The following is a 25075-nucleotide window of genomic DNA, read 5'->3' as shown; positions in this document are numbered from 1 at the left end:
GCTCAGTTGCCCGGGTTGTCCCGCAGCCACTGCTGGAAGAGCAGGACGTTCTGCTGGTGCTCCTGGCCGGTCACCGCGAAGCGGGTCTCCCCGGTGTCGGGGTCGACCACCACGAAGTAGCGCCAGTCGCCCGGGGTCGGGTTGAGCACCGCGGCGATCGCGTCCTCGCCAGGGTTGCTGATCGCGCCCGGCGGCAGCCCCGGGTTCGCGTAGGTGTTGTACGGCGACGGGTTGGCCCGGTCCTCCGCCGTCGTGGTGATGCCGCTCTTGCCGTTGGCGTAGTTGACGGTGGTGTCCAGCTGCAGCGCCATGCCGTCGGCCAGCCGGTTCTCCAGCACCCGCGCCACCATGCCCATGTCGGTGACGTTGCCGGCCTCGGCCTGCACCAGGCTGGCCTTGGTGACGACCTCCAGCCGCCGCTCGGCCGGCACGTTCAGCTGGGTGAGCACCTGGTCGGCGCGCGTGATCATCGCCGAGAGGACCGAGGTGGGGGTGTCGTCGGGGGTCACGTCGTAGGTCGCCGGGAAGAGGAAGCCCTCGAGCATGCCGCCGGCGTAGGCCGGCAGACCGAGCGCCGCCGGGTCGGCCGCGGCCGCCTCCCACTCGGCCAGCGGGATGCCGGTCGCCTCGGCCAGCTGGGCCAGCGTCTGGGTGACGGTGAGGCCTTCGCGCAGGGTGACCTTGGTGACCATGCGGGTCTCGGGGTGCAGCATCAGGTCCAGGGCCGCGGCGCCGGACATCTGCTCCCGCATCGCGTAGACGCCGGGCTGGATGCCGGTGGCCGAGGAGTCGGCCTCGGCCGCCTCCAGGAACGGACCGGTCGAGGCGATGACGCCGGCGGACTCCAGCGCACCGGCGATCGCCCGCAACGAGTCGCCCTGGTTCACCCGCACCTCGACGGCGCCGGTGCCGGCACCGGTGTAGTCCTCCGACGCCGGGTTGAGCGTGCGCCACAGCGCCTGCCCGCCGAACACGATGCCCGCGACCAGCCCGCCGAGCACCAGCAGCGACAGCACGATCGTCACCGGGCGGCGACGGCCGCTCGGTGCGCCTCCGCCACGGCTGGACCCGCCGCGACGGCCGCGACCGCCGCCACCGGAGCCGCCGCCGCCCAGGACGTCCAGGCCACCGGTCCCGTCGTGCGGGACGTCGTCGGGGTGCTGGTCGTCGGACTCCATGCCGCCATGGTGCACGTTGTCGGGGGATCCGTGGTCGGTGCGGCCCTCGTCCCCGTCCAGGTCACCGCCCTGGCGCCACTCCTGCTCCGACCACGCGAGGGCGTCGTCGCGGGTCCAGGCGGTGTCGTCGTCGGCACCGAACTCGTCGGCGTCCTGCTCCCGGGCGGGACCGTCGGCCCGGACCACGGGGTGGACCTCGGTGGCGATCTCGCCGGTGTTCAGCGCCGGCGCCGTGGCCGCAGCCGCTGGCCGGGCACCGACGAGCACGCCCAGGCCGCCGGCCGGCGGCGGCACATCGGGCACCAGCCGGCGCCCGGCGCGCCAGCTCGGGTCGGTGTCGCCCACGGTGAAGCGGTCGTCGTCGAGTGCGGGCTCGACCGGGTCGCCGGCGCGCGGCTGCGGGCGGTCGTCGTCGGGGGTCCGCCCGGCCGGGACCCGCCGGCCGGACGGGACACGGCCCGGTGCCAGCGGTGGGACGTCGAGCTCGGTGGTGCGCGGTGCGACGTCCGCGGCCGGCCGCGCGGCGGGCACCGTGCCGGCGGCGCGGGCCCAGCCGGCCGGCGTCGCAGCAGCCGCGGCGCCGCCGCGCAGCACCCGGGAGCCGGGCAGGGCGCCGGTGTCGGACTCGGCCATGTGCCGCCGACGGCCGGGCCGGCCGGCGGGACGGTCGTCCTGGTCGTCCGCCAGCCCCGTCGTGGCGCCGTTCCAGGCGGCCAGCAGCTCGGCGGCGGGGCGTCCGGAGCCCTCGACCGCGTCGAGTCCGGAGTGTCGGCCGCGCGGGCGCGGCGTCGTCGGGTCGGTCACGAGGTGCGCCCCCCGGAGTCGGGGCCAGTGCGAGGTCGCCTGTCGAGATGGCTCTGCAAGATGACGACCGCGGCGGCCTGGTCGATCACCGACCGCTGCCGGCGGCTGTCGATGCCCCGGGCACGCAGGTGAGTGGCGGCGGTCACGGTGGAGAGCCTTTCGTCGACGAGGTGCACGGGGACGTCCCCGATGCGGCTGGCCAGATCCTGAGCGTATGCGCTGGCATCTCTTGCCGAGGACCCTGACGCACCGGAGAGGTGCTTTGGCAATCCCACAACCACCTCGACCACCTCGTGTGTCACAACCAGCCCAGCCAGGTGGTCCAGGTCCCGCTGGTCCTTGGCGCGGCGCACGGTCTCCAACGGGCTGGCGAGCATGCCGGTCGCGTCGGAGAGGGCGACGCCGACCCGGACCGTGCCGACGTCGATGCCCAGCCGCCGACCCGGGACCCAGACCGCGCCGGACCCGTCCGGCTCGGTCACGGTCGGTTCCGCGGGTCGGCGTCCTCGGCCGCTGCGGTGGGCTCCTCGACGGTGGACTCCCCGGCGGTGCGCTCCGCTGCGGTGGCCGGTTCGGCGCGGCGGGCCGCGCCGGGGACCTGGGGTGGGTAGCCGCCCAGGCGGAGCTCGCCGGTCTGCGGGGCCTGCGGCGACGACCGGTGCAGCGCGGGCAGCGGGAAGGGCACGCGCTCGGTGTGGTGCTGCCCGGTGCCGTGCTGCCCGGTGTGGTCCTGCCCGGTGTGGTCCTGCCCGGTGTGGTGCTGCCCGGTGCCGTGCTGCGCCTCGCCGGCCCACTCACCGCCCCGCGGTCCGGCCGGACCGTCGTCCGTCGGTGCCCGGCCGGGCACCGGCGGACGGCCGGTCCGGGCGATCGGCTCCTCCCCCGGTCCGGTACCGGGCCCGTCGGACGAACTGGTCACGAGCCGGCCGCCCCGATCGCCTGCTGGACGGCGGCGAGCGCCGCCGGGATGCCCGCGGGGTCGGTGCCGCCCCCCTGGGCGACGTCCGGCTTGCCGCCGCCACGGCCGCCGACCGGGCCGGCCGCCGCCTTGAGCAGGTCGTTGGCGGAGAGCCCGCGCTGCTGCGCGGCCGGGTTCACCGCGGCGATGAGGGCGACCTTGCCGTCGGCCGCGGAGGCGAGCACGACCGCGGCCGGCTTCTCCCCGAGGCGGCCCCGGACGTCCAGGGCGAGGCTGCGCAGGTCGCCACCGGACAGGCCGGCCGGCGCCCCGGTGACCACCGCGACGCCGCCCACGTCGGTCGCCGCCCCGGCCAGGTCACCGGCGGCGGCCAGCGTCTGCTGGGCGCGCAGGTCGGCGAGCTCCTTGTCGGCGTCGCGGAGCCGGGACAGCATGCCGCTGACCCGGTCGACGATGCCGTCCTGCGGCGTCTTGAGCAGGTCGGCGAGCTGGCGCACCAGGTCGCGCTCCCGGGCCAGGTAGCGGAAGCCCTCCAGGCCCACGGCCGCCTCGACCCGGCGGGCACCGGACCCGACCGAGCTCTCGCCGGTCAGGGCCAGGGTGCCGATCTGCGCGCTCCCGCGCACGTGGGTGCCACCGCAGAGCTCACGGGACCACTCACCGCCGATCTCGACGACGCGGACCTGCTCGCCGTAGGTCTCACCGAACAGCGCCAGCGCGCCGAACTCCCGGGCCTCGGGGAGCGTCATGTACAGGGCGCGGACCCCGTGGTCGGCGCGGACGGCGGCGTTGGCGACGTCCTCGATGTCCAGCCGCTGCTGCGGGGTGAGCGCGCCCTGCCAGGCGAAGTCCAGCCGCAGGTAGCCGGGTCGGTTGTACGAGCCGGACTGGAGGGCCTGCGGGCCGAGCACCTGGCGCAGCGCGGCGTGCAGGACGTGCGTGCCGGAGTGCGCCTGGCACGCCGACAGCCGCCACTCGCGGTCGACCTGGGCGGTGAGCTCGGTGCCGGCGCGCAGCTCGCCCTCGAGGACCCGCACCTGGTGGGCGACCAGGCCCTTGACCGGGCGCTGCACGTCGATGACCTCGGCGCGGCCGCCGTCCCAGGTGAGCTCGCCGGCGTCGGCGACCTGACCGCCGGACTCGGCGTAGAAGGGGGTGCGGTCCAGCACGACCCGGGTGATGCCGCCGGCGCCGACGACCGGCTCGGCGTCGCCGCTGGTGGCGTCGTCGGACTCGTCGACGACGCCCAGCACGCGGGAGTCGGTGCGCAGGGCGTCGTACGCGCGCCAGTCGGTCGGGCCGAACTCGCTGAGCAGCCGGCGGTAGGCCAGCACGTCGACCGAGCCGGTGCGCTTGGCCCGGGCATCGGCGCGGGCGCGGTCGCGCTGCTCCTTCATCAGGGCGCGGAACCCGGACTCGTCGACGGTGACGCCCTGCTCGGCGGCCATCTCCAGGGTGACGTCGATCGGGAAGCCGTAGGTGTCGTGCAGCGAGAACGCCTGCGCACCCGACAGGGCCGGCGTGCCGGACTGCTTCGCCTGGCCGACCGCGGTGTCGAACAGCGCCGTCCCCGCGGTGAGGGTGCGCCGGAACGCCTCCTCCTCGGCGTAGGCGACCCCGGAGATCCGGGCGAAGTCGCCCGCGAGCTCGGGGTAGCTGGCGCTCATCGCGTCGCGGGACACCGGCAGCAGCTCCGGCAGCGTGGCCTCGTCGACGCCGAGCAGCTTCATCGACCGGACGGCGCGGCGCAGCAGCCGCCGGAGGATGTACCCGCGCCCCTCGTTGCCGGGGGTGACGCCGTCGCCGATGAGCATCAGCCCGCTGCGCACGTGGTCGGCGACCACCCGCAGCCGGACGTCCGCCTCGTGGTCGGCGCCGTAGCGGACGCCGGCCAGGTCGGCGGCCCGGCGCAGCACCGGGGCGACCTCGTCGATCTCGTACATGTTGTCGACGCCCTGCAGCAGGTAGGCCACCCGCTCCAGGCCCATGCCGGTGTCGATGTTCTGCTTGGGCAGGTCGCCGAGGATCGGGAAGTCCTTGCCCTCCCCCGGGCCCCGCTCGTACTGCATGAAGACCAGGTTCCAGATCTCCAGGTAGCGGTCGCCGGTCGGGTCGACCGCCGGGCCGCCACCGGGCCCGAACTCCGGACCGCGGTCGTAGTGGATCTCCGAGCAGGGACCGGCCGGGCCGGGCGCTCCCGTCGACCAGTAGTTGTCGTCCATCCCGCGCCGCTGGATGCGCTCCTCCGGGACGTACGCGCGCCAGGCCGCAAAGGCCTCGTCGTCGTCCAGGTAGACGGTCGGCCAGATCCGCTCCGGGTCGAGCCCCAGCCCGCCGTCGGCCACCGACCCGGTCACCAGCTCCCAGGCGTACTGGATCGCCTCGGTCTTGAAGTAGTCACCGAAGGAGAAGTTGCCGTTCATCTGGAAGAACGTGCCGTGCCGGGTGGTCTTGCCCACCTCCTCGATGTCGAGGGTGCGGACGCACTTCTGCACGCTGGTGGCCCGCGGGTACGGGGCGGGCTCCCGGCCGGTCAGGTACGGGATGAACGGCACCATCCCGGCCACGGTGAACAGCAGCGAGGGGTCGGGCGACACCAGCGAGGCGCTGGGGACGACGGTGTGCCCACGCTGCTCGAAGTGCTCCAGGAAGCGGCGGCGGATCTCGGCGGTCTGCATGCGGTGGGTCTCGGTTCTCCAGCCAGCGGGTGCTGCCCGGTCGGGGCAGCGGGGAGGGTGGGGCTCAGCTGTCCGCGGCGTGCGCGCCGCGGCGGGAGGGCAGCTCGACCTGCGAGCTGTCGGGCAGCGGCGCGTCCAGGCCGGTGCCCGCGCGCAGCTCCTCCTCGCGCTCGACCATCGCGGCCCGGACGTCGGCACCGAAGTCACCGATCGCGTCGGCCAGCTCGCGGAGCCCGTCGGCGAGGTTGCCGGCCATCGACTGCGGCGTCAGCTTCTCCGCGGTCTGGGACAGCTTGCGCACGACCAGGACGCCGATGGTGACCCCCATGGTCAGCCAGAACAGCCGGCGCATCAGGCGGCCTTCCGGGCGGAGCGGCGGGCCCGCCGCTCGTCCTTGACCGAGCGCTGGGCGTCGGCGAGCGCCTGGCCCTCGCGCTTCTTGCGGGCGGCGCTGCGCACGCCGTAGCTGAACGCGGCCACCTTGATCAGCGGGCTGCCGAGGGTGGCGGCGAAGACGCTGGTCAGCGCGGCCACGTTGCTCGAGACGTTGGCCGCGTTGCCGGTGATGTCGTCGACCCGCTCCAGGTTGGCGTTGACGTGGGTGACCGTCGTCGACGCCTGGCTCAGGATCGGCTGGCTCTGCTCCCGGACCTGCCGGATGGTCAGCGTGGTCTCGTCCAGCGTGCGGCCCAGCTTCATCAGCGGCACGGCCACGATGAGCACCAGCAACGCCACCGCGATGGCTGCGATCAGCCCGGCGATCTCTCCTGCGGACACGTGGTGGGTCCCCTTCGTCGTCTTCTGCGTGCGCGGTGGTCCGACCACCGGTCGAGCAACCCTAGCTGTGTCCGCCGACGGTCAGCCCCGCCGTCGGCCGTGCGCACTGGTCAGGCGCCCTGCTCCGGTCCGCTCCTCGCTCGTCCCTCGCTGCGATGCTCCCGCAGCGGTCGCCTGACGATCGCCCGCAGCTTGGCCAGCCGGACGCCGATCTGTGCCTCCACGCCGCGGCCGGTCGGCCGGTAGTAGTCGCGGCCCACCAGGGCGTCGGGCGGGTACTGCTGCGGCACGACGCCGTCGGGGTGGTCGTGCGGGTAGGAGTAGGTCTTCCCGTGGCCGAGCTTCTTCGCCCCCGCGTAGTGCGCGTCGCGCAGGCCCGGTGGCACCGGGCCGGCCAGCCCGGCGCGCACGTCACCGACGGACTCCCCGATCGCCACGGTCAGCGCGTTGGACTTGGCGGCGGTGGCCAGGTGGGCGACCGCCTGCGCCAGCGGGAAGTGCCCCTCCGGCATGCCGATGAAGGCCACCGCCTCGGCTGCGGCGACCGCGGTCTGCAAGGCGGTGGGGTCGGCCATGCCGATGTCCTCGCTGGCGGAGATGACCAGCCGGCGGGCGATGAAGCGGGGGTCCTCCCCCGCCTCCACCATCCGGGCCAGGTAGTGCATGGCGGCGTCGACGTCGGAGCCGCGGATGGATTTGATCAGCGCGCTGGCGACGTCGTAGTGCATGTCGCCGGCGCGGTCGTAGCGGACCGCGGCCTGGGCCACCGCGGTCTCCAGCGTCTGCAGGTCGATCTCGGTCGCGCCGGCGGCGAGCGCGGCCCCCGCCCCGGACTCCAGCGCGGTCAGCGCCTTGCGACCGTCGCCGCCGGCGATGCGCACCAGGTGCTCCTCGGCCTCGGCGCTCAGCGTCACCGCGCCGTCCAGGCCCCGGTCGCTGGTCAGCGCCCGGCGCAGCAGCGTGCGGACGTCGTCGTCGCCCAGCGGCTGCAGGGCGAGCACCAGGCTGCGGGACAGCAGCGGGCTGACGACGGAGAAGAACGGGTTCTCCGTGGTGGCCGCGATCAGGCTGACGATCCGGTCCTCCACCGCGGACAGCAGGGAGTCCTGCTGGGTCTTGGAGAAGCGGTGCACCTCGTCGATGAACAGCACGGTGCGCCGGCCGGCCATGGTCAGCTCGCGCTTGGCCGAGCTGATGACGGCGCGGACCTCCTTGACCCCGGAGTCCAGCGCGGACAGCTGCACGAACTGGCGCTTGGTGGCCAGGCTGATCACGTGCGCCAGCGTGGTCTTGCCGGTGCCGGGCGGGCCGTAGAGCACCAGGGACATCGGTTCGTCGGCCTCGACCAGCCGGCGCAGGGGCGCCCGGGGGCCGAGGAGGTGGGACTGCCCGACGACCTCGTCCAGCGAGCGGGGCCGCATGCGGACCGCCAGCGGCGCACCCGGGTCGACGGGCGCGGCGCCGTCCTCGTCGGGGGCGGGGTCGAACAGCGAACTCACGGTTGCGACGCTACCCGCGGGGCACGACAGGCCCATGCAGCAGCGACGCATCGGCGACCGCACCGTCAGCGCCATCGGGCTCGGGGCGATGCCCCTGTCCACCAAGGACGACCGCCCGTCCCCGGCCGACGCGGAGGCGGTGGTGCACGCGGCGCTCGACGCCGGCGTGACGCTGATCGACACCGCGGACGCCTACGCCCGCGACGAGGCGGAGTTCGGCCACAACGAGGAGCTGGTCGCCCGGGCGCTGCGCTCGGCCGGCTCTTCCGACGACGTGCTGGTCGCCACCAAGGGCGGACACACCCGGCGCGGCGCCGACTGGGAGCTGGACGGGTCGCCGTCCTACCTGCGCCGGGCCTGCGAGGCCTCGCTGCGCCGGCTGGGCGTCGAGGCGATCGGGCTGTACCAGTTCCACCGGCCCGACCCGGCGGTGCCGTGGGAGGAGTCGATGGGTGCGCTGCGCTCGCTCGTCGACGACGGGCTGGTGCAGCTGGCCGGGATCTCCAACGCCGACGTCGCCCAGATCGACAGCGCCCGACAGATCGTCGGCCCGGCACTGGTGAGCGTGCAGAACCAGTTCTCCCCCGGCTGGCGCTCCTCGGCCGGCGAGCTGGCGCACTGCGCGGAGCTGGGGGTGGCGTTCATCCCGTGGAGCCCGTTCGGCGGGGTGGGCTCGGCGAAGTCGCTCGGCTCGACCGCCGGCGCGTTCGCCGCCGTGGCCGACGAGCTGGGGGTCTCGGTGTTCCAGGTTGCGCTCGCCTGGCACCTGGCGCAGGCCGACGTCGTCGTGCCCATCCCCGGCGCCTCCCGCGCCGAGTCGATCACCAACTCCGCTGCGGCCGCGGACCTGCAGCTCAGCCCCGACCAGCTCGCCCGCCTCGACTCCGCCGGCTGACCGCCCTCCCGCCCGCCCCGCCCCGCCCCGCCCCGCCCCGTGTTGATCATGGGCGTCTTGCCGATGACACGCCGCCGGAGGGCGTGTCCCCGGCCGGATCGCCCATGATCAACGAATCCCGCAGTCGTTACAGCCACTGCATCCACAGCCAGCGGGCTGTCCACAGAAGCCGTGGACACCTCGTCCGCGGCCGCCCCGGCCGTGAGGGTCAGCGTCGTGGACGACGTCGGACTGGACGGCAGCTACACGTGGGCGGGCGCACGCGCCGCGGGCCTGAGCCGACGGCAGGTGGAACGCGACGGCCGCCGTCTCGGGCACGGGCTCTACCTCTCCTGCGCTGCTGAGCCCTCGCTGCGTGAGCTCTGCAGGGCGTGGGCGCAGGTGCTGCCGACCGGCGCCGTCTTCGGTGGCTCGACGGCGGCAGTCCTGCTCGGCGCTCCCCTGGCCCAGCCGTCCCGGCTGACGGTCGTGGTCCCGTCGGGCGTGGTCGTGCCCGCACGGCCCCAGCTGGTCCGCCACGAGCGCTGCATGGCGGACGAGGACGTGACGGAGGTCGACGGCGTCCGCGTCACGTCCGGTGCGCAGACGTTCCTCGACCTGGCCGCGAGCCTGCCCCCGGCCGAGCTGGTGGCCGTCGGTGATGCGCTGTACCGCCGGGACCGTCTCGACCCCGACCGACTGGCCGAGCGTCTGGCCCGTGCGGGCCGGGTCCGCGGTGTCGTCCGGGCCCGCGCCTGCGCTCCACTGCTGTGTCGGGAGGCCATGTCCCGGCCCGAGAGCCTGGTGCGGTTCTGGCTCGTGGACAGCGACCTGCCTGACCCGGAACCCCAGGTCGCCGTGGTCGACCGCTGGGACCGTGTGGTCGTGCACGGCGACCTCGGTTACCGCGACTGGAAGATCGCGCTGGAGTACGAGGGACGGCAGCACGCCGAGCCCGAGCAGTTCCGCCGTGACGTCGACCGCTACTCCCTGACCGCGCTCGACGGGTGGCTGGTGCTGAGGTTCGCCGACCACCACCTGACCGGGCCGCGCACCGTGGTCGAGCGGACCCGCCGGGCGTTGGTCAGCCGCGGCTGGCGACCGCCCCCGAATTGATCATGGGCGCCTTGCCAGTGGCGCGCCGGGAGACGGCGCGGCACCGGGCAAGACGCCCATGATCAACAACCGGGAAGGGCGAGGGGTCAGGCCTTCTTCGACGGGTCGCTCGGGCCGGGCGCGCCCGGCTCGCCGGGGGCGGGCTCGGCGTCGGGGTCGACGTCGATGCCGGCCTCCGTGCGCTGCGCCGCGGTGATCGGCGTCGGCGCGCCGGTCAGCGGGTCGTAGCCGGCGCCGGTCTTCGGGAAGGCGATGACCTCGCGGATGGAGTCCACCCCGGCCAGCAGCGCGGTGAGCCGGTCCCAGCCGATCGCGGCACCGGCGTGTGGCGGCGGGCCGTAGTCGAAGGCCTCCAGGAAGAAGCCGAACCGCTCGCGGGCCTCCTCCGTCGACATGCCGATCGCCTCGAACACCCGCTCCTGCAGCGCCGCGTCGGCGATGCGGACCGAGCCGCTCATCAGCTCGTTGCCGTTGCACACCAGGTCGTAGGCGTCCGACAGCGCCGCGCCCTTGTCGGCCTCGAAGGAGTCGCGGAACTCCGGGGTGGGCGAGGTGAACGGGTGGTGCATGAAGGTCCAGTCGCCGTCCTCGGTCTCCTCGAACATCGGGAAGTCCACGACGAACAGGAACGACCACGAGCCCGGCTCGATCAGCTCGAGGCGCCTGGCCACCTCGTTGCGCGCGGCGCCCAGCAGCTCCTGCGCCCCGCGGCGGGCCCCGGCGGCGAAGAAGACGCAGTCACCGGGCTCGGCGCCGACGGCCTCGACCAGCCCGGCCCGCTCGGCCTCGGAGATGTTCTTCGCGACCGGGCCACCGAGGGTGCCGTCCTCGGCGATGGTGACGTAGGCCAGGCCCTTGGCGCCGCGGGAACGGGCCCAGTCCTGCCACGCGTCGAACGCCCGCCGCGGCTGTGAGCCGCCGCCGGGCATCACGATCGCGCCGACGTAGGGCGCCTGGAACACCCGGAACGGGGTGTCGGCGAAGTACGACGTCAGCTCGGTCAGCTCGACGCCGAACCGCAGGTCGGGCTTGTCGGAGCCGAACCGGTCCATCGCCTCGCGGTAGGTCATCCGCGGGATGGCGGGCAGCTCGTAGGCCGCCAGCTGCGACCACAGCGCCCGGATGACGTCCTCGGCGACGGCCAGCACGTCGTCCCGGTCGACGAAGCTCATCTCGAAGTCCAGCTGGGTGAACTCCGGCTGGCGGTCGGCGCGGAAGTCCTCGTCTCGGAAGGCGCGGGCGATCTGGTAGTACCGCTCCAGCCCACCGATCATCAGCAGCTGCTTGAACAGCTGTGGCGACTGCGGCAGGGCGTACCAGTGCCCGGGCTGCAACCGCACCGGGACGACGAAGTCGCGGGCGCCCTCGGGGGTGGAGCGGGTCAGCGACGGGGTCTCGACCTCGACGAAGCCCTTCTCGGCCATCACGTTCCGGGCGATCCTGTTGATCTCGCTGCGCAGCCGCAGCGCCGCAGCCGGGCCCTGCCGGCGCAGGTCGAGGTAGCGGTACTTGTACCGGACGTCGTCCCCGGCGGCCTGCGCGGTCTCGATCGGGAACGGCAGCGGCGCCGAGGCCGACAGCACCTCCAGCGTGGACGCGACCACCTCGATGGCACCGGTGGGCAGCTCGGGGTTCTCGTTGCCGGCCGGGCGCGCCTGCACCTGACCGGTCACCAGCACGCAGTACTCGTTGCGCAGGGCGTGCGCCTCCTCCTCGCGGACGACGACCTGGGCGTAGCCGGAGGAGTCGCGCAGGTCGAGGAAGACGACCCCGCCGTGGTCGCGGCGGCGGGCGACCCAGCCGGCGAGGGTGACCGTGGAGCCGGCGTCGGAGGCGCGCAGCGTTCCGGCGTCGTGGGTGCGGAGCACGTTTCAGGCCCTTCAGAGGGTGGTGGGGTGGGACGGATGAGGGGAGCGGTTCACCAGCGGTCGTGCACGGAGGCGCGGATGCGCTCGTCGTACACGCGCTCGAGATCGGCCAGCTGGCCCTCGGTGAGCGGCGGGAGCGAGGCGGCGGCGACGTTGTCCAGCGCCTGCCGGACGTTGCGGGCGCCGGGGATGACGGTGGTGACGCCGGGCTGGTCGATGACCCAGCGCAGCGCGAACCCGGCGGTGGAGACGTCCGGCCCGGCGATCTCGGCGACCTCGCGCGCAGCGGCCACGCCGACCTCGAACGGCACGCCGGCGAACGTCTCGCCGACGTCGAAGGCCTCGCCGTTGCGGTTGTAGGTGCGGTGGTCGTCGGCGGCGAAGGTGGTGTCGGTGGAGTACTTCCCCGACAGCAGGCCGCTGGCCAGCGGCACCCGGGCGAGGATGCCGACCTCGGCGCGCTGCGCGGCGGGCAGCAGCTGCTCCAGCGGCTTGCGGCGGAAGATGTTCAGGATGACCTGGATGGACTGCACGCCGGGGTGCTGCAGCGCGGTGAGCCCCTCGGTCACGGTCTCCACCGAGACGCCGTAGGCGGCGATCGCCTGCTCCTCGACCAGCGCGTCCAGGGTGTCGTAGACCCGCTCGTCGGAGTAGACGGTGGGCGGCGGGCAGTGCAGCTGCACCAGGTCGAGGGTGTCGACGCCGAGGTTGGTCCGCGAGCGGTCGATCCAGGCGCGCAGGTTCGCCGGGGTGTACTCCTCGGCGGTGAACGGGTCGGCGCGCCGGCCGGCCTTGGTGGCGACGAACGGGCGCTCGCCGCGGGCGGCCAGCGCGGCGCGGATGCGCTGCTCGGAGCGGCCGTCGCCGTAGACGTCGGCGGTGTCGAGCAGGGTCACCCCGGCGTCGAGCGCGGCGTCCAGGACGGCGGCGGCGTCGGCCTCGGTGACCTCGCCCCAGTCACCACCCAGCTGCCAGGTGCCGAGTCCGACGACGGACACGTCGGCGCCGGTGCGGCCGAGCGGGCGGGTCTCGAGCGGGGTCGAGGAAGTCACAGTCACCCACCAACCGTCGCACGCACGCGCTCGAACAGCTCGCCCAGGGGGACGGCGACCTGCTCCTGGGTGCGCAGGTCCTTCAGCTGGGCCACCCCGTCGGCGAGGTCCCGCTCGCCCAGGACGACGGCGTGCGTGGCGCCGGAGCGGTCGGCGGCCTTCATCGCGCCCTTGAGGCCGCGGTCGCCGTAGACGGTGTCGGCCGAGACGCCGGCCTCGCGGAGCTGCCCGACCAGCCGGACGGCGACGCGCTTGGCCTCCGCGCCCAACGGCACCACGAAGGCCTGCACCCCCGCGGCCGCACCGATGTCGAGCCCCTCGGCCTGCACCGCCAGCAGGGTGCGGTCGACGCCGACGGCGTACCCGATGCCGGACAGGTCCGGACCGCCGAGCGCGGCGGAGAGCCCGTCGTAGCGCCCACCGCCGCCGATCGCCGACTGCGCGCCCAGGCCGGAGTGCACGAACTCGAACGTCGTCTTCGTGTAGTAGTCCAGGCCGCGGACCAGCCGCGGCGCCTCGGTCCAGGGCACGCCCAGGTCGCTGAGGTGCTGCCGGACGGCGTCGTAGTGCGCCTTGGTGGTGTCCGAGAGGTGGTCGACCATCAGCGGGGCGTCGGTGAGCTGGGCCTGCACCTCGGGCCGCTTGTCGTCCAGCACCCGCAGCGGGTTGATCTCCGCCCGGCGCCGGGTGTCCTCGTCGAGGTCGAGACCAGCCAGGTAGTCCACCAGCAGCTCGCGGTACTGCGGCCGGCACGTCGCGTCGCCGAGCGAGGTGAGCAGCAGCTCGACGTCGCGCAGGCCCAGGTCGCGGAACCCCTGGGCGGCCAGCGCCACCACCTCGGCGTCCAGCGCCGGGTCGTCGACGCCGAGGGCCTCGCAGTCGACCTGGGTGAAGTGCCGGTACCGGCCGGCCTGCGGCCGCTCGTAGCGGAACGCCGAACCGACCGCCCACATCTTCACCGGCAGCGCACCGGAGTACAGCCGGTGCTCGATGAACGCGCGCATCAGCCCGGCGGTGAGCTCAGGGCGCAGCGTCAGCGACCGGCCGCCACGGTCGGTGAAGGTGTACATCTCCTTGGCGACGACGTCGGTGGACTCCCCCACCCCGCGGGAGAACACCGCGGTGTCCTCGAACGTCGGCGTCTCGACGTACCCGTAGCCCGCCCGGCGCAGCGGCGCGGTCAGGGTGTCGCGCACGGCGAGGAACTGCGCCGACGCCGGCGGCAGCGTGTCGAACGTGCCCTTGGGGGCGGTCAGCCCACTCACAGTCCAGGTCCCTTCGGTGCCGAAGCGGCCTCGGCGAGATACGGGTTGGTGGCGCGCTCGCGCCCGATCGTCGTAGCCGGCCCGTGCCCGGGGAGGACGACGGTCTCGTCGTCCAGCGGGAGGACGACGTCGCGCAGCGACCGCAGCATGTCGTCCCACGAACCGCCGGGCAGGTCGACCCGGCCCACCGACCCGGCGAACAGCACGTCCCCGGCGAGCAGCCCGGGCGAGTCCGCGAGGTCGAGGGAGAAGACCACCGAGCCCTGGGTGTGCCCCGGCGCGTGCCGGACGGTCAGGTCCACCCCGGCCAGCGAGAGCGTGGCGCCGTCGGTCAGCACCCGCACGTCGTCGGGCTCGGGGAGGTCGGCCGCCCCGATCAGCGGCGCCAGCTGCGGCCCGTGCCAGCGCACCGGGTCGGCGAGCATGGGGTGGTCGGCCGAGTGCAGGTAGGCCGGGATGTCGTAGCCCGAGCACACCGGCACGACCGAGAAGGTGTGGTCCAGGTGGCCGTGGGTCAGCACGACGGCGACCGGCTGCAGGCCGTTGTCGGCGAGCATGGCGCGCAGCGGCTCGACGGCGTCCATCCCCGGGTCGACGACGACGCACTCCTGCTTCAGCGCCGACGAGCCAGCGCGGGGCGCCACCGCGTAGCAGTTCGTGCCGAACGCGCCGGCGGGGAACGAGCGGATGAGCACCCGTGCAGGTTACGCGGCGGTGATCACGCCGGCCGCGCTGCCAGGGAGCCGCCAGGGAGCGCCCCTACACTGCGCACCTGACGCCGCCCGGGCGCACGGCCGCCGCCGCCCCGGGCCCGACGCCCACCCCGTCCGAGGAGCCCGACACCGTGCCGACCAACAAGCAGCGCCGTGAGGCCGCCCAGCGCCACCTGCAGCGTCAGCTGGAGCGCCGTGAGCAGCTGGCCCGCAAGCGGCGCCGGAACGCGCTGATCGGCGTGACGGTCATCGCGGTGCTGGCCGTGGTGGCCGCCGTCTTCATCATCACCGGGATCACCGGCGAGGACGACACGACCGACACCGCCTCCGGCGCGACCGACACCACCACGGCGCCGGTCGTCGACGGCAGCGACGGCACCTGCGACTTCGTCCCGGACACCTCCGGCAGCGACACCCTCACCGACGTCGGCATCCCGCCTGCCGAGGTGCCGACGACCGGCACGACGGGCCTGACGCTGGCCACCTCCGCCGGTGACATCGGGCTCACCCTGGACCAGGCGAACGCGCCCTGCGCCTCGGCGAGCATGGTCTACCTGGCCCAGCAGGGCTTCTTCGACGACACGCCCTGCCACCGGCTGACCAGCGGCGGCCTGAGCGTGCTGCAGTGCGGCGACCCCAGCGGCACCGGCACCGGTGGCCCCACCTACGACTTCCCGACCCAGGTCACCGGGTCGGAGACCTACCCCCGCGGCACGCTGGCGATGGCGAACGCCGGGCAGGGCACCGACGCCAGCCAGTTCTTCCTGGTCTACGCCGACAGCCAGCTGCAGCCGGACTACACCGTCGTCGGCACGATCGACGAGGCCGGGCTGGCCACGCTGGACGCCATCGCGGCCGCCGGCATCGAGGGCGGCGCCTCCGACGGCGCCCCGGCCACTCCGGTGACCATCGACTCGGCGACCGTCGCCGCACCCTGACCGTTCGCGGGGCTGCGCCGCGCGCCGCACACTGGGGCGCGATGGACGCCGACCCCTACGCCGGCTTCCCGCCGGGGTTCTTCGACCGCAGCGACGACGGGCCGGACGCCGGGTTCTACGACCGGCCCCGGCTCGTCACGCACATCGACGACGGCGCGATCGCCGCCGTCGGTGCGCTGTACGCGGAGCTGGGCATCGACGGTGCGGCGTCGCGGCCCACGCGGGTGCTGGACCTGATGTCGTCCTGGGTGTCGCACTTCCGCACGCCGCCGGCGGAGCTGGTGGTGCTCGGCATGAACGCCGCGGAGCTGGCCGCCAACCCGGCGGCGACGCAGCGGCTGGTGCACGACCTGAACGCCGACCCGCGCATCCCGCTGCCCGACGACGACGTGGACGCCGCCGTCTGCTGCGTGTCGATCGACTACCTCACCCGGCCGGTCGAGGTGCTGGCCGAGGTGGGCCGGGTGCTGCGCCCGGGGGGCGCGCTGGCGATCACCTTCTCCAACCGCTGCTTCCCCACCAAGGCCGTCCGCGGCTGGCTGGCCACCGACGACCAGCAGCACGGCGCCGTCGTCGCCGAGCTGGTGCGCCGCACCGGCCGGTTCACCGAGCCGACGGTGGCCCTGCGCACCCCGCCGGGCCCCGGCGACCCGCTCTACGCCGTGGTCGCCACCCGCACCGGGTAACCCGCCAGGGGTACGACACCGTCCTCCTGAGCGGGGCCCGGAGGGGGACTCGTCCCCTCTCGCCGACGGGAGGGCTGTGCTCAGCTCAGCAGGGGCACGGCTCCTGGCCGCGGTGCGATCCGGAGGATCGCCGTCTAGGCCGTGACGCGCTCCACGTCGAAGACGCCGTCGACGTTGCGCACGGTCTGCAGCACCGCGCCCAGGTGGGCGGGGTCGGCCAGCTCGAAGGTGAACCGGCTGATCGCCACCCGGTCCCGGCTGGTCTGCACCGACGCGGAGAGGATGTTGACCCGCTCGTCGGCCAGCGCCCGGGTGACGTCGGAGAGCAGCCGGTGCCGGTCCAGCGCCTCGACCTGGATGGCCACCAGGAACACCGCGCCGGGCTGGGAGGCCCAGTCGACCTCCACCAGCCGCTCGGGCTTGCTCTGCAGGTCGGCGGCGTTGGTGCAGTCGGTGCGGTGCACGCTCACCCCGCCACCGCGGGTGACGAAGCCCAGGATGTCGTCGCCGGGCACCGGGGTGCAGCACTTGGCGAGCTTGGCCCACACGTCGGTCATGCCGTGCACGACGATGCCCGGGTCGCCGCTGGCCGTGCGGGCGACCGTCCGCTTGGTGGGGATCGCGGTCTCGGCGATGTCCTCGGTGGCGCCCTCGGACCCGCCCAGCGCGGTGAGCAGCTTCTCCACGATCGAGGCCGCGGAGACCTGGTTCTCCCCCACCGCGGCGTACAGCGCGCTGACGTCGGAGAAGTGCAGGTCGGCGGCGAGCGTGGCCAGCGCCTCCCCGCCGAGCAGCCGCTGCAGCGGCAGGCCGGCCTTGCGCATCGCCTTGGTCAGCGCGTCCTTGCCGGCCTCGACGGCGTCCTCGCGCCGCTCCTTGGTGAACCACTGCCGGATCTTGGTCCGCGCCCGCGAGGAGCCGACGAACGCCAGCCAGTCCTTCGACGGGCCGGCGGTCGGCGAGCGGGAGGTGAAGACCTCGACGACGTCGCCGTTGGCGAGCTTGCTGTCCAGGGAGACCAGGTTGCCGTTGACCCGGGCGCCGATGCAGCGGTGCCCGACCTCGGTGTGCACCGCGTAGGCGAAGTCGACCGGGGTCGCCTCGCCGGGCAGGCTGATGACGTCGCCCTTGGGCGTGAAGACGAAGACCTCCTGCGGCCCGAGGTCGTACCGCAGCGTCTCCAGGAACTCCCCGGGCTCCTGCGCCTCGCGCTGCCAGTCCAGCAGCTGGCGCAGCCACAGCATGTCGTCGCCGGCGGTGCCCGGCGCGGGGCCGGCCTGGGTGCCGCCGGTGCGCAGCTTGTCCTTGTACTTCCAGTGCGCCGCGATGCCGTACTCGGCGGTGCGGTGCATCTCGTGGGTGCGGATCTGCAGCTCGACCGGCTTGCCCTGCGGGCCGATCACCGTGGTGTGCAGCGACTGGTACATGTTGAACTTCGGCATCGCCACGAAGTCCTTGAAGCGGCCCGGTACCGGCTGCCAGTGCGCGTGCATGATGCCCAGCGCGGCGTAGACGTCCCGCACCGACTCGACCAGGATGCGGATCCCGACCAGGTCCCAGATGTCGGTGAAGTCCCGGCCGCGGACGATCATCTTCTGGTAGATCGAGTAGTAGTGCTTGGGCCGGCCGGTGACGGTGGCCTCGATCTTCGACGCCTTGAGCTGCTCGGTGACCTGGCTGGTCACCTCGGAGATGAAGGTGTCCCGGGAGGGCGCGCGCTCGGCGACCAGCCGGACGATCTCGTCGTAGCGCTTGGGGTACAGCGTGGCGAACGCGAGGTCCTCCAGCTCCCACTTGATGGTGTTCATGCCCAGCCGGTGCGCCAGCGGGGCGAGGATCTCCAGCGTCTCGCGCGCCTTCTTCTCCTGCTTCTCCGGCGGGAGGAAGCGCAGCGTGCGCATGTTGTGCAGCCGGTCGGCGAGCTTGATGACCAGCACCCGCGGGTCGCGGGACATCGCCACGATCATCTTGCGGATCGTCTCGGCCTGCGCGGCGTCCCCGAACGTGACCTTGTCGATCTTGGTGACGCCATCGACCAGGTGCGCGACCTCGGGGCCGAAGTCGGCCCGGATGGTGTCCAGCGTGACGCCGGTGTCCTCGACGGTGTCGTGCAGCAGCGCGGCCACCAGCGTGGTGGTGTCCATCCCGAGGCCGGCCAGCACGGTCGCGACCGCCAGCGGGTGCGTGATGTAGGGGTCGCCGCTCTTCCGCTTCTGCGGGGCGTGCGCCTCCTCGGCCACGTCGTAGGCCCGCTGCAGCAGCGCCAGGTCGGCCTTGGGGTGGCTCTGCCGGTGCAGCACCGCCAGCGGCTCGAGCACGGGCCGGATGCCGGTGGAGCGCTGGCCGGCGACGATGCGGCGGGCCAGCCGGTCCCGGACCCGCCGGCGGGGTACCGCCTCGGCGTCCCCACCGGGCTCGGGCGCGACGTCGTCGGGACGGCGGACGACCGGCCGCTCGGGCAGGGCCGCGCGGGGCGGCTCGACCTCGACGGCGGGCGCGTCGGACGTCCGCGGTGCGGCGACGTCACCGGCCACGTGAGCTCCTGCCTGTCGAGGAGGGTGGGACCCATCCCATGCTAGCCGCGCCCGGGGCGGGTCGGCCGATCGTGTCCCCCCCGGGCGGGTGGGTGTCAGCTCTGGGGGACCTCGCGGGCCAGCTCGGCCAGCCACACCCGGGCGGTCGCGTCCGACGGCGCCCGCCAGTCGCCCCGCGGGGAGAGCGAGCCCCCGGCGGAGACCTTCGGGCCGTTCGGCATCGCGGAGCGCTTGAACTGGCTGAAGGCGAAGAACCGCCGGCAGAAGACCTCCAGCCAGTGCCGGATCTCCCCCAGCTGGTAGGCGGCGCGACGGTCGGCCGGGAAGCCCGCCGGCCACTCCCCCGCCTCGGCGTCGCCCCAGGCGTGCATCGCGAGGAAGGCGATCTTCGACGGCCGCATCCCGTAGCGGAGCACGTGGAAGAGCGTGAAGTCCTGCAGGGCGTAGGGGCCGACCGCCGCCTCGGTGCTCTGCACCGGTTCCCCGGTGCCCGCCGGGACCAGCTCCGGGCTGATCTCGGCGGCCAGGATCCGCTCCAGGGTCGCCAGCACCGGCTGGTCGAACTGCCGGGAGGAGACCACCCAGCGGATGAGGTGCTGGATGAGGGTCTTCGGCACCCCGCCGTTGACGTTGTAGTGCGACATCTGGTCACCGACGCCGTAGGTCGACCACCCCAGCGCGATCTCCGACAGGTCGCCGGTGCCCAGCACGATCCCGCCGCGCTGGTTGGCCAGCCGGAAGAGGTAGTCGGTGCGCAGGCCGGCCTGCACGTTCTCGAAGGTGACGTCGTAGACCGGCTCGCCGCGGCCGGCCGGGTGGCCCAGGTCGGTGAGCAGCCGGGTGGCCGCGGGGCGGATGTCGATCTCCTCGAGGGTCACCCCCAGCGCGGTGGCGAGGGCGACGGCGTTGGTCTTGCTCTCCTCGCCGGTGGCGAAGCCGGGCAGGGTGAACGCCAGGACGTCGCTGCGCGGCCGGCCGGCCCGGTCCATCGCCTGGGCGGCCACGATCAGTGCGTGCGTGGAGTCCAGCCCGCCGGAGACACCGATGACGACGGTCGGGTGGCCGACGGCGGCCAGCCGCCGCTCCAGGCCGACGACCTGGATGTTGTAGGCCTCGTAGCAGTCCTGGGCCAGGCGTGCCGGGTCGGCCGGCACGAACGGGAAGCGGTCGAGCCGGCGGCGCAGGCCCAGGTCACCGGTCGGGGGCTGCAGCCGGAACTCCACCCGCCGGTGCTCCGGGCGGCCCGCCAGCGCGCGCCGGTTGTCGTCGAAGGTGCCCATCCGGGCCCGCTCGGCGCGCAGCACGTCCAGGTCCACGTCGGCGACCGACCGGCGCGGGCCGTCGGGGAAGCGGTCGGACTCGGCGAGCAGGACGCCGTTCTCCCACACCATCGTCTGCCCGTCCCAGGACAGGTCGGTGGTCGACTCGCCCTGCCCGGCGGCGGCGTAGACGTAGGCGGCCAGGCAGCGGATCGACGACGCCTGCGCCAGGGTGGCCCGCTGCTCGGCCCGGCCGACGGTGATCGGGCTGCCGGAGAGGTTGGCCAGCACGGTGGCGCCGGCCAGCGCCGCCTCGGCGCTCGGCTGCACCGGGATCCACATGTCCTCGCAGAGCTCCACCGCGAGCACCAGGCCGGGGACGTCGACGGCATCGAACAGCAGGTCCGGGCCGAAGGGCACCGACTCCCCCGCCACGGTGTGCACGTCACCGGCGGCGTCGACCCCGGACGCCAGCTGACGGCCCTCGTAGAACTCCCGGTAGGTGGGGAGGTAGGACTTCGGCACGACGCCGAGCACGCGGCCGCGGTGCACGACGACGGCGGTGTTGTACACCCGGTTGCGGTGGCGCAGCGGAGCGCCCACCACCAGCACCGTGGTCAGGTCGGCGGAGCCGGCGACGACGTCGGCGACCGCGGCCTCCACGGCGTCCAGCAGCGGGTCCTGCAGCAGCAGGTCCTCGATGGAGTACCCCGACAGGCACAGCTCCGGGAACACCGCGACGGCGACGCCCTCGGCGGAGCACTCCCGTCCCTGTGCCAGCACGGCGGCGGCGTTGGCCGCGGGGTCGGCGATCGTCACCGGCAGGGTGACCGCGGCGACCCGCGCGAACCCGTGCCGGTAGACGGAGCGGAACCGGCCCGCGGACTCCTCAGCTGCTGGACTCACCGGCCGATCATGTCATCCGGTGCCGTCGGCTCAGGTGGTCCAGAGGGTGTGCACCGGGTGCGGCGCGATCCGCTGGCGCCCGCCGAGGGCGCTCAGCTCGATCACCACCGACACCGCGGTGACCACGCCGCCGAGTTGCTCGAGCAACCCCACGGCCGCGCCGAGCGTGCCGCCGGTGGCGAGCACGTCGTCCACGAGCAGCACCCGCTGCCCGGGGCGGATGGAGTCGGTGTGCAGCTCAAGGGTGGCGGTGCCGTACTCCAGCGCGTAGTCCGCCGAGACCCGCTCGCGCGGCAGCTTGCCGGCCTTGCGGATGGGCACGACGCCGGTGCCGGTGCGCACCGCGACGGCGGCGGCCAGCAGGAAGCCACGCGCCTCGACGCCGGCGACGACGTCGAAGCCCGGGTCCGACGTCCCGTCCGCGGAGCCGAGGGCAGCCGCCCGCGGGTCGACCCCGGCCGGCTCGGCGAGGGCGTCGACGACCCGGCGGAAGGCCTCCGCATCGCCGAAGACCGGGGTGAGGTCGCGGAACAGCACCCCGGGCTCGGGGAAGTCCGGGATGCTGACCGCGATCGACGCGATGAGCTCGTCGATCGGCACCTGCGTCCCGGCACCGCGGACACCGGCGGCAGGTCCCGTGCTCACCGGCGCTTCTTGCCCGCCGGTCGCTGCGGCCGCTGCCCCGGGCGGGGCGCGCTCGCGCCACCCGGGGCGGCCCCGGGCTGCGCCGGGGCGGCCTGCACCGAGGACGGCGACTCGATCTGGACGTCGGCCTCCGGCCGCGCCGGCAGCGCACCGCTGCCGGGGCGCTCGGCGACGGCCACCGCCGACCGGCGGGTCGCCCCGCCGCGGCGCGCGCTGGCGACCGGCCCGGGGGCCGGGACGCCGGCGTTGCGTGCCTCCGAGGCCCGGCGGGCGAGCACCCGCTTGCGAAGGGCCTGCTGCTCGGGCTCGCGCTCCTTGAGCGCGGCGAGCACCGGGGTGGCCAGGAAGATGGAGCTGTAGGTACCGGCCGCCAGGCCGACGAACAGCACCAGCGCGAGGTCCTTGAGGGTGCCGGCGCCCAGGAGCCCGGCGCCGACGAACAGCAGCCCGGCGACCGGCAGCAGCGCGATGACCGAGGTGTTGATCGAGCGCATCAGCGTCTGGTTGACCGCGAGGTCCGACGCCTCGGTGAAGGTCGACCGGTTGCTCTTCGTGAGGTCCTTGACGTTCTCGTCGACCTTGTCGAAGACGACGACGGTGTCGTAGAGGGAGAACCCGAGGATGGTGAGCAGGCCGATCACCGTGGACGGCGACACCTCGAAGCCGACCAGGGCGTAGATCCCCGCGGTGACGACGATGTCGTGCAGCAGCGCGACGATCGCCCCGACGGCCATCTTCGGCTGGAACCGCACGGCGAGGAAGGCGACGACGGCGACCAGGAACACCGCCAGCGCGATGAGCGCCTGGTTGGTGACGTCGCCGCCCCAGTCGGCGCTCACCGACTGCGGGCTCACCGCGGACGGCTCGACCCCGGCGGCCTCGGCCACGGCGTCGACGACGGCCCGCTCGGTGTCGTTGTCCAGCGCGCTGGTGCGCAACAGCACGGAGTCACCGCCGACGACCTGGGCGCTGGCCACGTCGGCCCCGGCGCCCTCGGCCGCCTCGCGGACGTCGGCGAGCTGCTCGCTCGTGGCCGGCACCCGCAGGCTGTTCCCGCCGGAGAACTCGATGCTGAAGTTGAACCCCCGCACGCCCATCGCCAGCACGCAGAGCAGCACCACGACGGCGGTGACCCGGAACCAGAACCGGCGCTTGGCGACGACCGCCAGGCCGGCCTGGCCGTTGTAGAGCCGGTGCGCCAGCGACGCCCGGTGCGGCGGGCGGGCCCCGGCCGCACCCCGCGCGTCGCCGCCCTCCGCGGGGAGGCCGGCGTCGGCGAGCGCCTGGTCACCGACGCTGTCCTCGGTGGCCTGGCTGGTCACCGCCGAGTCGTCGACGGACTCGTCGGCGGCGGACCCGGCCGGCACGGGGGCCTGGTCCGGGGTCTGGCCGGGCGTCTGGTCGGGCGTCTGGTCGGGCGCCTGGTCGGGCGTCTGGCCGGCGTCGTCCCGGGGGGTGGTCATCGGGTGCTCCCGTTCGTGCTGCTGCCGGCGCCGACCAGCTCGGGCTCGCGCGCCGTGGCCGGGGCGGTGCGGCGTCCGCGGTCGACCTGGCCCAGGCCGGAGAAGCGGTTGGAGCCGAAGGACTTGACCCGGCTCAGCACCGCCATCAGCGGGTGGGTGAAGAGGAAGACCACGATGAGGTCGAGGACGGTGGACAGGCCGAGGGTGAACGCGAAGCCCTTCACGTCACCGATGGCCAGCCAGTAGAGGATCGCCGCGGCCAGGAAGCTCACCGCGTCGGCGGACAGGATGGTCCGCCGGGCACGGACCCAGGCGCGGGGCACGGCGCTGCGCAGCGAACGCCCCTCGCGGATCTCGTCCTTGAGCCGCTCGAAGTACACGACGAACGAGTCGGCGGTGATGCCGATCGAGACGATGAACCCGGCGATGCCGGCCAGGCTGAGCGCCAGGCCCAGTTCGCGGCTGAGCAGCACCAGGCTGCCGTAGACGACGACCGCCGACAGCAGCAGGCTGGCGATCATCACCAGCCCGAGCAGGCGGTAGTACAGCAGTGCGTACACGAAGACCAGGGCGACGCCGATGGCGCCGGCGATGAGCCCCGCGCGCAGCTGCTCCTCCCCCAGCTCGGTGGTGATCGTCTGGGCGGTGGCCTGCTCGAAGGTCAGCGGCAGCGCCCCGTACTTCAGCTGGTTGGCGAGCTCCGTGGCCTCGGCCTGGCTGAAGTTGCCGGTGATCTCGGTGCGGCCACCGACGATCGCGCTGTTGATCGTCGGGGCGGAGACCACCCGGCCGTCCAGGGTGATCGCCACGCTGTTGCCCACGTTGGCGGTGGTGTAGGTCGCCCACGCGTCGGCGCCGGAGTTGTTCAGCGACAGGTCGACGATCCACTCCCCGGTGCCCGCGCGGGTGCCGGCCGTGGCGTCGGTGACGTCGGTGCCCTCGAGCACCGAGGGGCCCAGCAGGTACTTGACCGCGCCGTCCTCACCGCACGCGGCGATGAAGTCCTCGGCCCGGTCCACGGAGCCCGTCTGGTCGTCGCAGGTGAGGGTCGCGTACTCCGCGGCGGCCTCCTCCTGGGTGACCGGTGCCGCGCCCGGGTCGGGGACCTGCTCCTCGGCGGGCTCCTCGGCCGGTGCCTCGGTCGGCGCGGCGTCCTCCGCGGGCGGGGTCACCGCCTCGCCCTGCAGCACCGGGCGGAAGCGCAGCTGCGCGGTGGTGCCCAGCTCGCGGGCGCGCTCGCCGTCGTCACCGGGCACCGAGATGACGATGTTGCTGTCGCCCTCGGTGACCACCTCGGCCTCGGCGACGCCCAGGCCGTTGACCCGCTGCTCGATGATCCGCCGGGCGAGCTCGAGGTCCTCGCGAGCCGGGGCCTCACCACCGGGGGTGCGGGCGGTCAGCGTGACGGTGGTGCCGCCCTGGAGGTCCAGGCCGAGCTGGGGGGTGCGCTGGTCACCGGTGAGGAAGACGAGTGCGTACAACCCCGCGACGATCAGCAGGAAGGCCGCGAAGTAGCGGCGCGCAGCGAGCTGACGGGCAGCCATGGACCCGGGTCAGCGAGTGCGGTCGGTGGGGTCGCCGTCGCCGTCGACCGTCCCGCCGGTGCTGTTCGGGGCGCCGTCGGCCGGGGCGGCCGGGGTGCGGACCTCCATCACCGCCGGGCGCGCGACGGTCACGACCACGCCGGGGGCGACCTCGAGGTCGACGGTCCCGTCACCGAGGCCGGCGACCGTGCCGTGGATGCCGCTGGTCAGCATGACCGGCGTCCCCACCGTCAGCGACTCCTGCAGCGCCTGCGCGTTGGCCTGCATCTTCTTGCGCTGCCGGGCGGGCAGCACGATGAGCAGGACGAACGCCAGGGCGAGCAGGACGAACGGGAAGAACTGTTCCACGACTGGTGA

General features: G+C 74.1%; 21 protein-coding genes. 4 read left to right on the top strand and 17 right to left on the bottom strand.

Going from position 1 to position 25075, the window contains the following annotated elements:
• Positions 1 to 2 precede the first annotated feature (2 nt).
• From mltG to JD78_RS04960, 7 genes are all read right to left on the bottom strand, one after another.
• Entirely contained in the window at positions 3 to 1982 is a 1980-nt protein-coding gene (gene mltG / locus JD78_RS04990) for an endolytic transglycosylase MltG (RefSeq protein ID WP_166520992.1), read from the bottom strand.
• Entirely contained in the window at positions 1979 to 2464 is a 486-nt protein-coding gene (gene ruvX, locus JD78_RS04985; RefSeq protein ID WP_153360726.1) for a Holliday junction resolvase RuvX, read from the bottom strand. The genes mltG and ruvX overlap by 4 nt, the downstream gene beginning before the upstream one ends.
• Positions 2461 to 2901 (bottom strand): hypothetical protein, encoded by a 441-nt coding sequence (locus tag JD78_RS04980; protein WP_166520991.1) that lies wholly within the window; start codon positions 2899 to 2901, stop codon positions 2461 to 2463. Before JD78_RS04980 ends, ruvX begins: the two co-directional genes overlap by 4 nt.
• On the bottom strand, positions 2898 to 5579 hold the full coding sequence (gene alaS, locus JD78_RS04975; protein ID WP_153360724.1) for an alanine--tRNA ligase: 2682 nt from the start codon (positions 5577 to 5579) through the stop codon (positions 2898 to 2900). Before alaS ends, JD78_RS04980 begins: the two co-directional genes overlap by 4 nt.
• A gap of 64 nt (positions 5580 to 5643) precedes the next feature.
• Positions 5644 to 5931, bottom strand: coding sequence for a hypothetical protein (locus tag JD78_RS04970; RefSeq protein WP_153360723.1), 288 nt, complete (start codon positions 5929 to 5931; stop codon positions 5644 to 5646).
• A complete protein-coding gene (locus tag JD78_RS04965; RefSeq protein WP_153360722.1) occupies positions 5931 to 6356 on the bottom strand; it encodes a DUF948 domain-containing protein in 426 nt (141 codons plus the stop codon). Before JD78_RS04965 ends, JD78_RS04970 begins: the two co-directional genes overlap by 1 nt.
• A gap of 110 nt (positions 6357 to 6466) precedes the next feature.
• Positions 6467 to 7855 carry a replication-associated recombination protein A gene (locus JD78_RS04960; RefSeq protein ID WP_153360721.1) on the bottom strand — a complete coding sequence of 463 codons (1389 nt, stop codon included), beginning with the start codon at positions 7853 to 7855 and terminating at the stop codon, positions 6467 to 6469.
• A 34-nt stretch (positions 7856 to 7889) separates the two neighbouring features.
• On the opposite strand from JD78_RS04960, the gene JD78_RS04955 reads away from it, so the two are divergent.
• Both JD78_RS04955 and JD78_RS04950 read left to right on the top strand, forming a co-directional pair.
• Positions 7890 to 8750 (top strand): aldo/keto reductase, encoded by an 861-nt coding sequence (locus tag JD78_RS04955; RefSeq protein ID WP_153360720.1) that lies wholly within the window; start codon positions 7890 to 7892, stop codon positions 8748 to 8750.
• A 216-nt stretch (positions 8751 to 8966) separates the two neighbouring features.
• The gene (locus tag JD78_RS04950; protein ID WP_153360719.1) at positions 8967 to 9845 is read left to right on the top strand and encodes a type IV toxin-antitoxin system AbiEi family antitoxin; all 879 of its coding nucleotides are present in this window, start codon (positions 8967 to 8969) and stop codon (positions 9843 to 9845) included.
• Positions 9846 to 9931: 86 nt separating this feature from the next.
• Here the strand turns inward: JD78_RS04950 and aspS are convergent, their stop codons facing one another.
• Genes aspS through JD78_RS04930 form a run of 4 tightly spaced genes read right to left on the bottom strand, consistent with a single transcriptional unit; the run spans position 9932 to position 14725 of the window.
• Positions 9932 to 11713 (bottom strand): aspartate--tRNA ligase, encoded by a 1782-nt coding sequence (aspS, locus tag JD78_RS04945; RefSeq protein ID WP_153360718.1) that lies wholly within the window; start codon positions 11711 to 11713, stop codon positions 9932 to 9934.
• A 50-nt stretch (positions 11714 to 11763) separates the two neighbouring features.
• Positions 11764 to 12771 carry an aldo/keto reductase gene (locus JD78_RS04940; protein ID WP_228395185.1) on the bottom strand — a complete coding sequence of 336 codons (1008 nt, stop codon included), beginning with the start codon at positions 12769 to 12771 and terminating at the stop codon, positions 11764 to 11766.
• Complete coding sequence (gene hisS, locus JD78_RS04935) at positions 12768 to 14030, bottom strand: histidine--tRNA ligase (RefSeq protein ID WP_153360717.1); 1263 nt, start codon at positions 14028 to 14030, stop codon at positions 12768 to 12770. Before hisS ends, JD78_RS04940 begins: the two co-directional genes overlap by 4 nt.
• A complete protein-coding gene (locus tag JD78_RS04930; RefSeq protein ID WP_153360716.1) occupies positions 14027 to 14725 on the bottom strand; it encodes an MBL fold metallo-hydrolase in 699 nt (232 codons plus the stop codon). The genes hisS and JD78_RS04930 overlap by 4 nt, the downstream gene beginning before the upstream one ends.
• A gap of 149 nt (positions 14726 to 14874) precedes the next feature.
• Between JD78_RS04930 and JD78_RS04925 the strand changes: the two genes are divergently transcribed.
• Together JD78_RS04925 and JD78_RS04920 are read left to right on the top strand one after the other, a co-directional pair.
• Positions 14875 to 15681: a peptidylprolyl isomerase gene (locus JD78_RS04925; RefSeq protein WP_153360715.1), complete on the top strand. Its 807-nt coding sequence runs from the start codon at positions 14875 to 14877 to the stop codon at positions 15679 to 15681.
• 41 nt (positions 15682 to 15722) lie between these two features.
• The gene (locus JD78_RS04920; protein ID WP_166520990.1) at positions 15723 to 16367 is read left to right on the top strand and encodes a class I SAM-dependent methyltransferase; all 645 of its coding nucleotides are present in this window, start codon (positions 15723 to 15725) and stop codon (positions 16365 to 16367) included.
• A 134-nt stretch (positions 16368 to 16501) separates the two neighbouring features.
• Here JD78_RS04920 and JD78_RS04915 read toward each other — a convergent pair whose 3' ends face one another.
• The 6 genes from JD78_RS04915 to yajC all read right to left on the bottom strand — a co-directional run bounded on the left by JD78_RS04915 (position 16502) and on the right by yajC (position 25066).
• Positions 16502 to 18901: a RelA/SpoT family protein gene (locus JD78_RS04915; protein ID WP_153360772.1), complete on the bottom strand. Its 2400-nt coding sequence runs from the start codon at positions 18899 to 18901 to the stop codon at positions 16502 to 16504.
• A gap of 95 nt (positions 18902 to 18996) precedes the next feature.
• Positions 18997 to 21066: an NAD(+) synthase gene (locus JD78_RS04910; RefSeq protein ID WP_153360714.1), complete on the bottom strand. Its 2070-nt coding sequence runs from the start codon at positions 21064 to 21066 to the stop codon at positions 18997 to 18999.
• A gap of 30 nt (positions 21067 to 21096) precedes the next feature.
• Complete coding sequence (locus JD78_RS04905; RefSeq protein ID WP_228395184.1) at positions 21097 to 21711, bottom strand: adenine phosphoribosyltransferase; 615 nt, start codon at positions 21709 to 21711, stop codon at positions 21097 to 21099.
• Positions 21708 to 23174 (bottom strand): protein translocase subunit SecF, encoded by a 1467-nt coding sequence (gene secF / locus JD78_RS04900; RefSeq protein WP_153360713.1) that lies wholly within the window; start codon positions 23172 to 23174, stop codon positions 21708 to 21710. The genes JD78_RS04905 and secF overlap by 4 nt, the downstream gene beginning before the upstream one ends.
• Complete coding sequence (gene secD / locus JD78_RS04895) at positions 23171 to 24718, bottom strand: protein translocase subunit SecD (RefSeq protein WP_166520989.1); 1548 nt, start codon at positions 24716 to 24718, stop codon at positions 23171 to 23173. Before secD ends, secF begins: the two co-directional genes overlap by 4 nt.
• A 9-nt stretch (positions 24719 to 24727) precedes the next feature.
• A complete protein-coding gene (gene yajC, locus JD78_RS04890; protein WP_153360712.1) occupies positions 24728 to 25066 on the bottom strand; it encodes a preprotein translocase subunit YajC in 339 nt (112 codons plus the stop codon).
• Positions 25067 to 25075: the final 9 nt, after the last annotated feature.

The organism is Modestobacter roseus (assembly GCF_007994135.1).
Lineage (GTDB): Bacteria > Actinomycetota > Actinomycetes > Mycobacteriales > Geodermatophilaceae > Modestobacter > Modestobacter roseus.
Note: the sequence above shows the minus strand (reverse complement) of the source record. Positions and strands in the feature narration are given on the sequence as shown.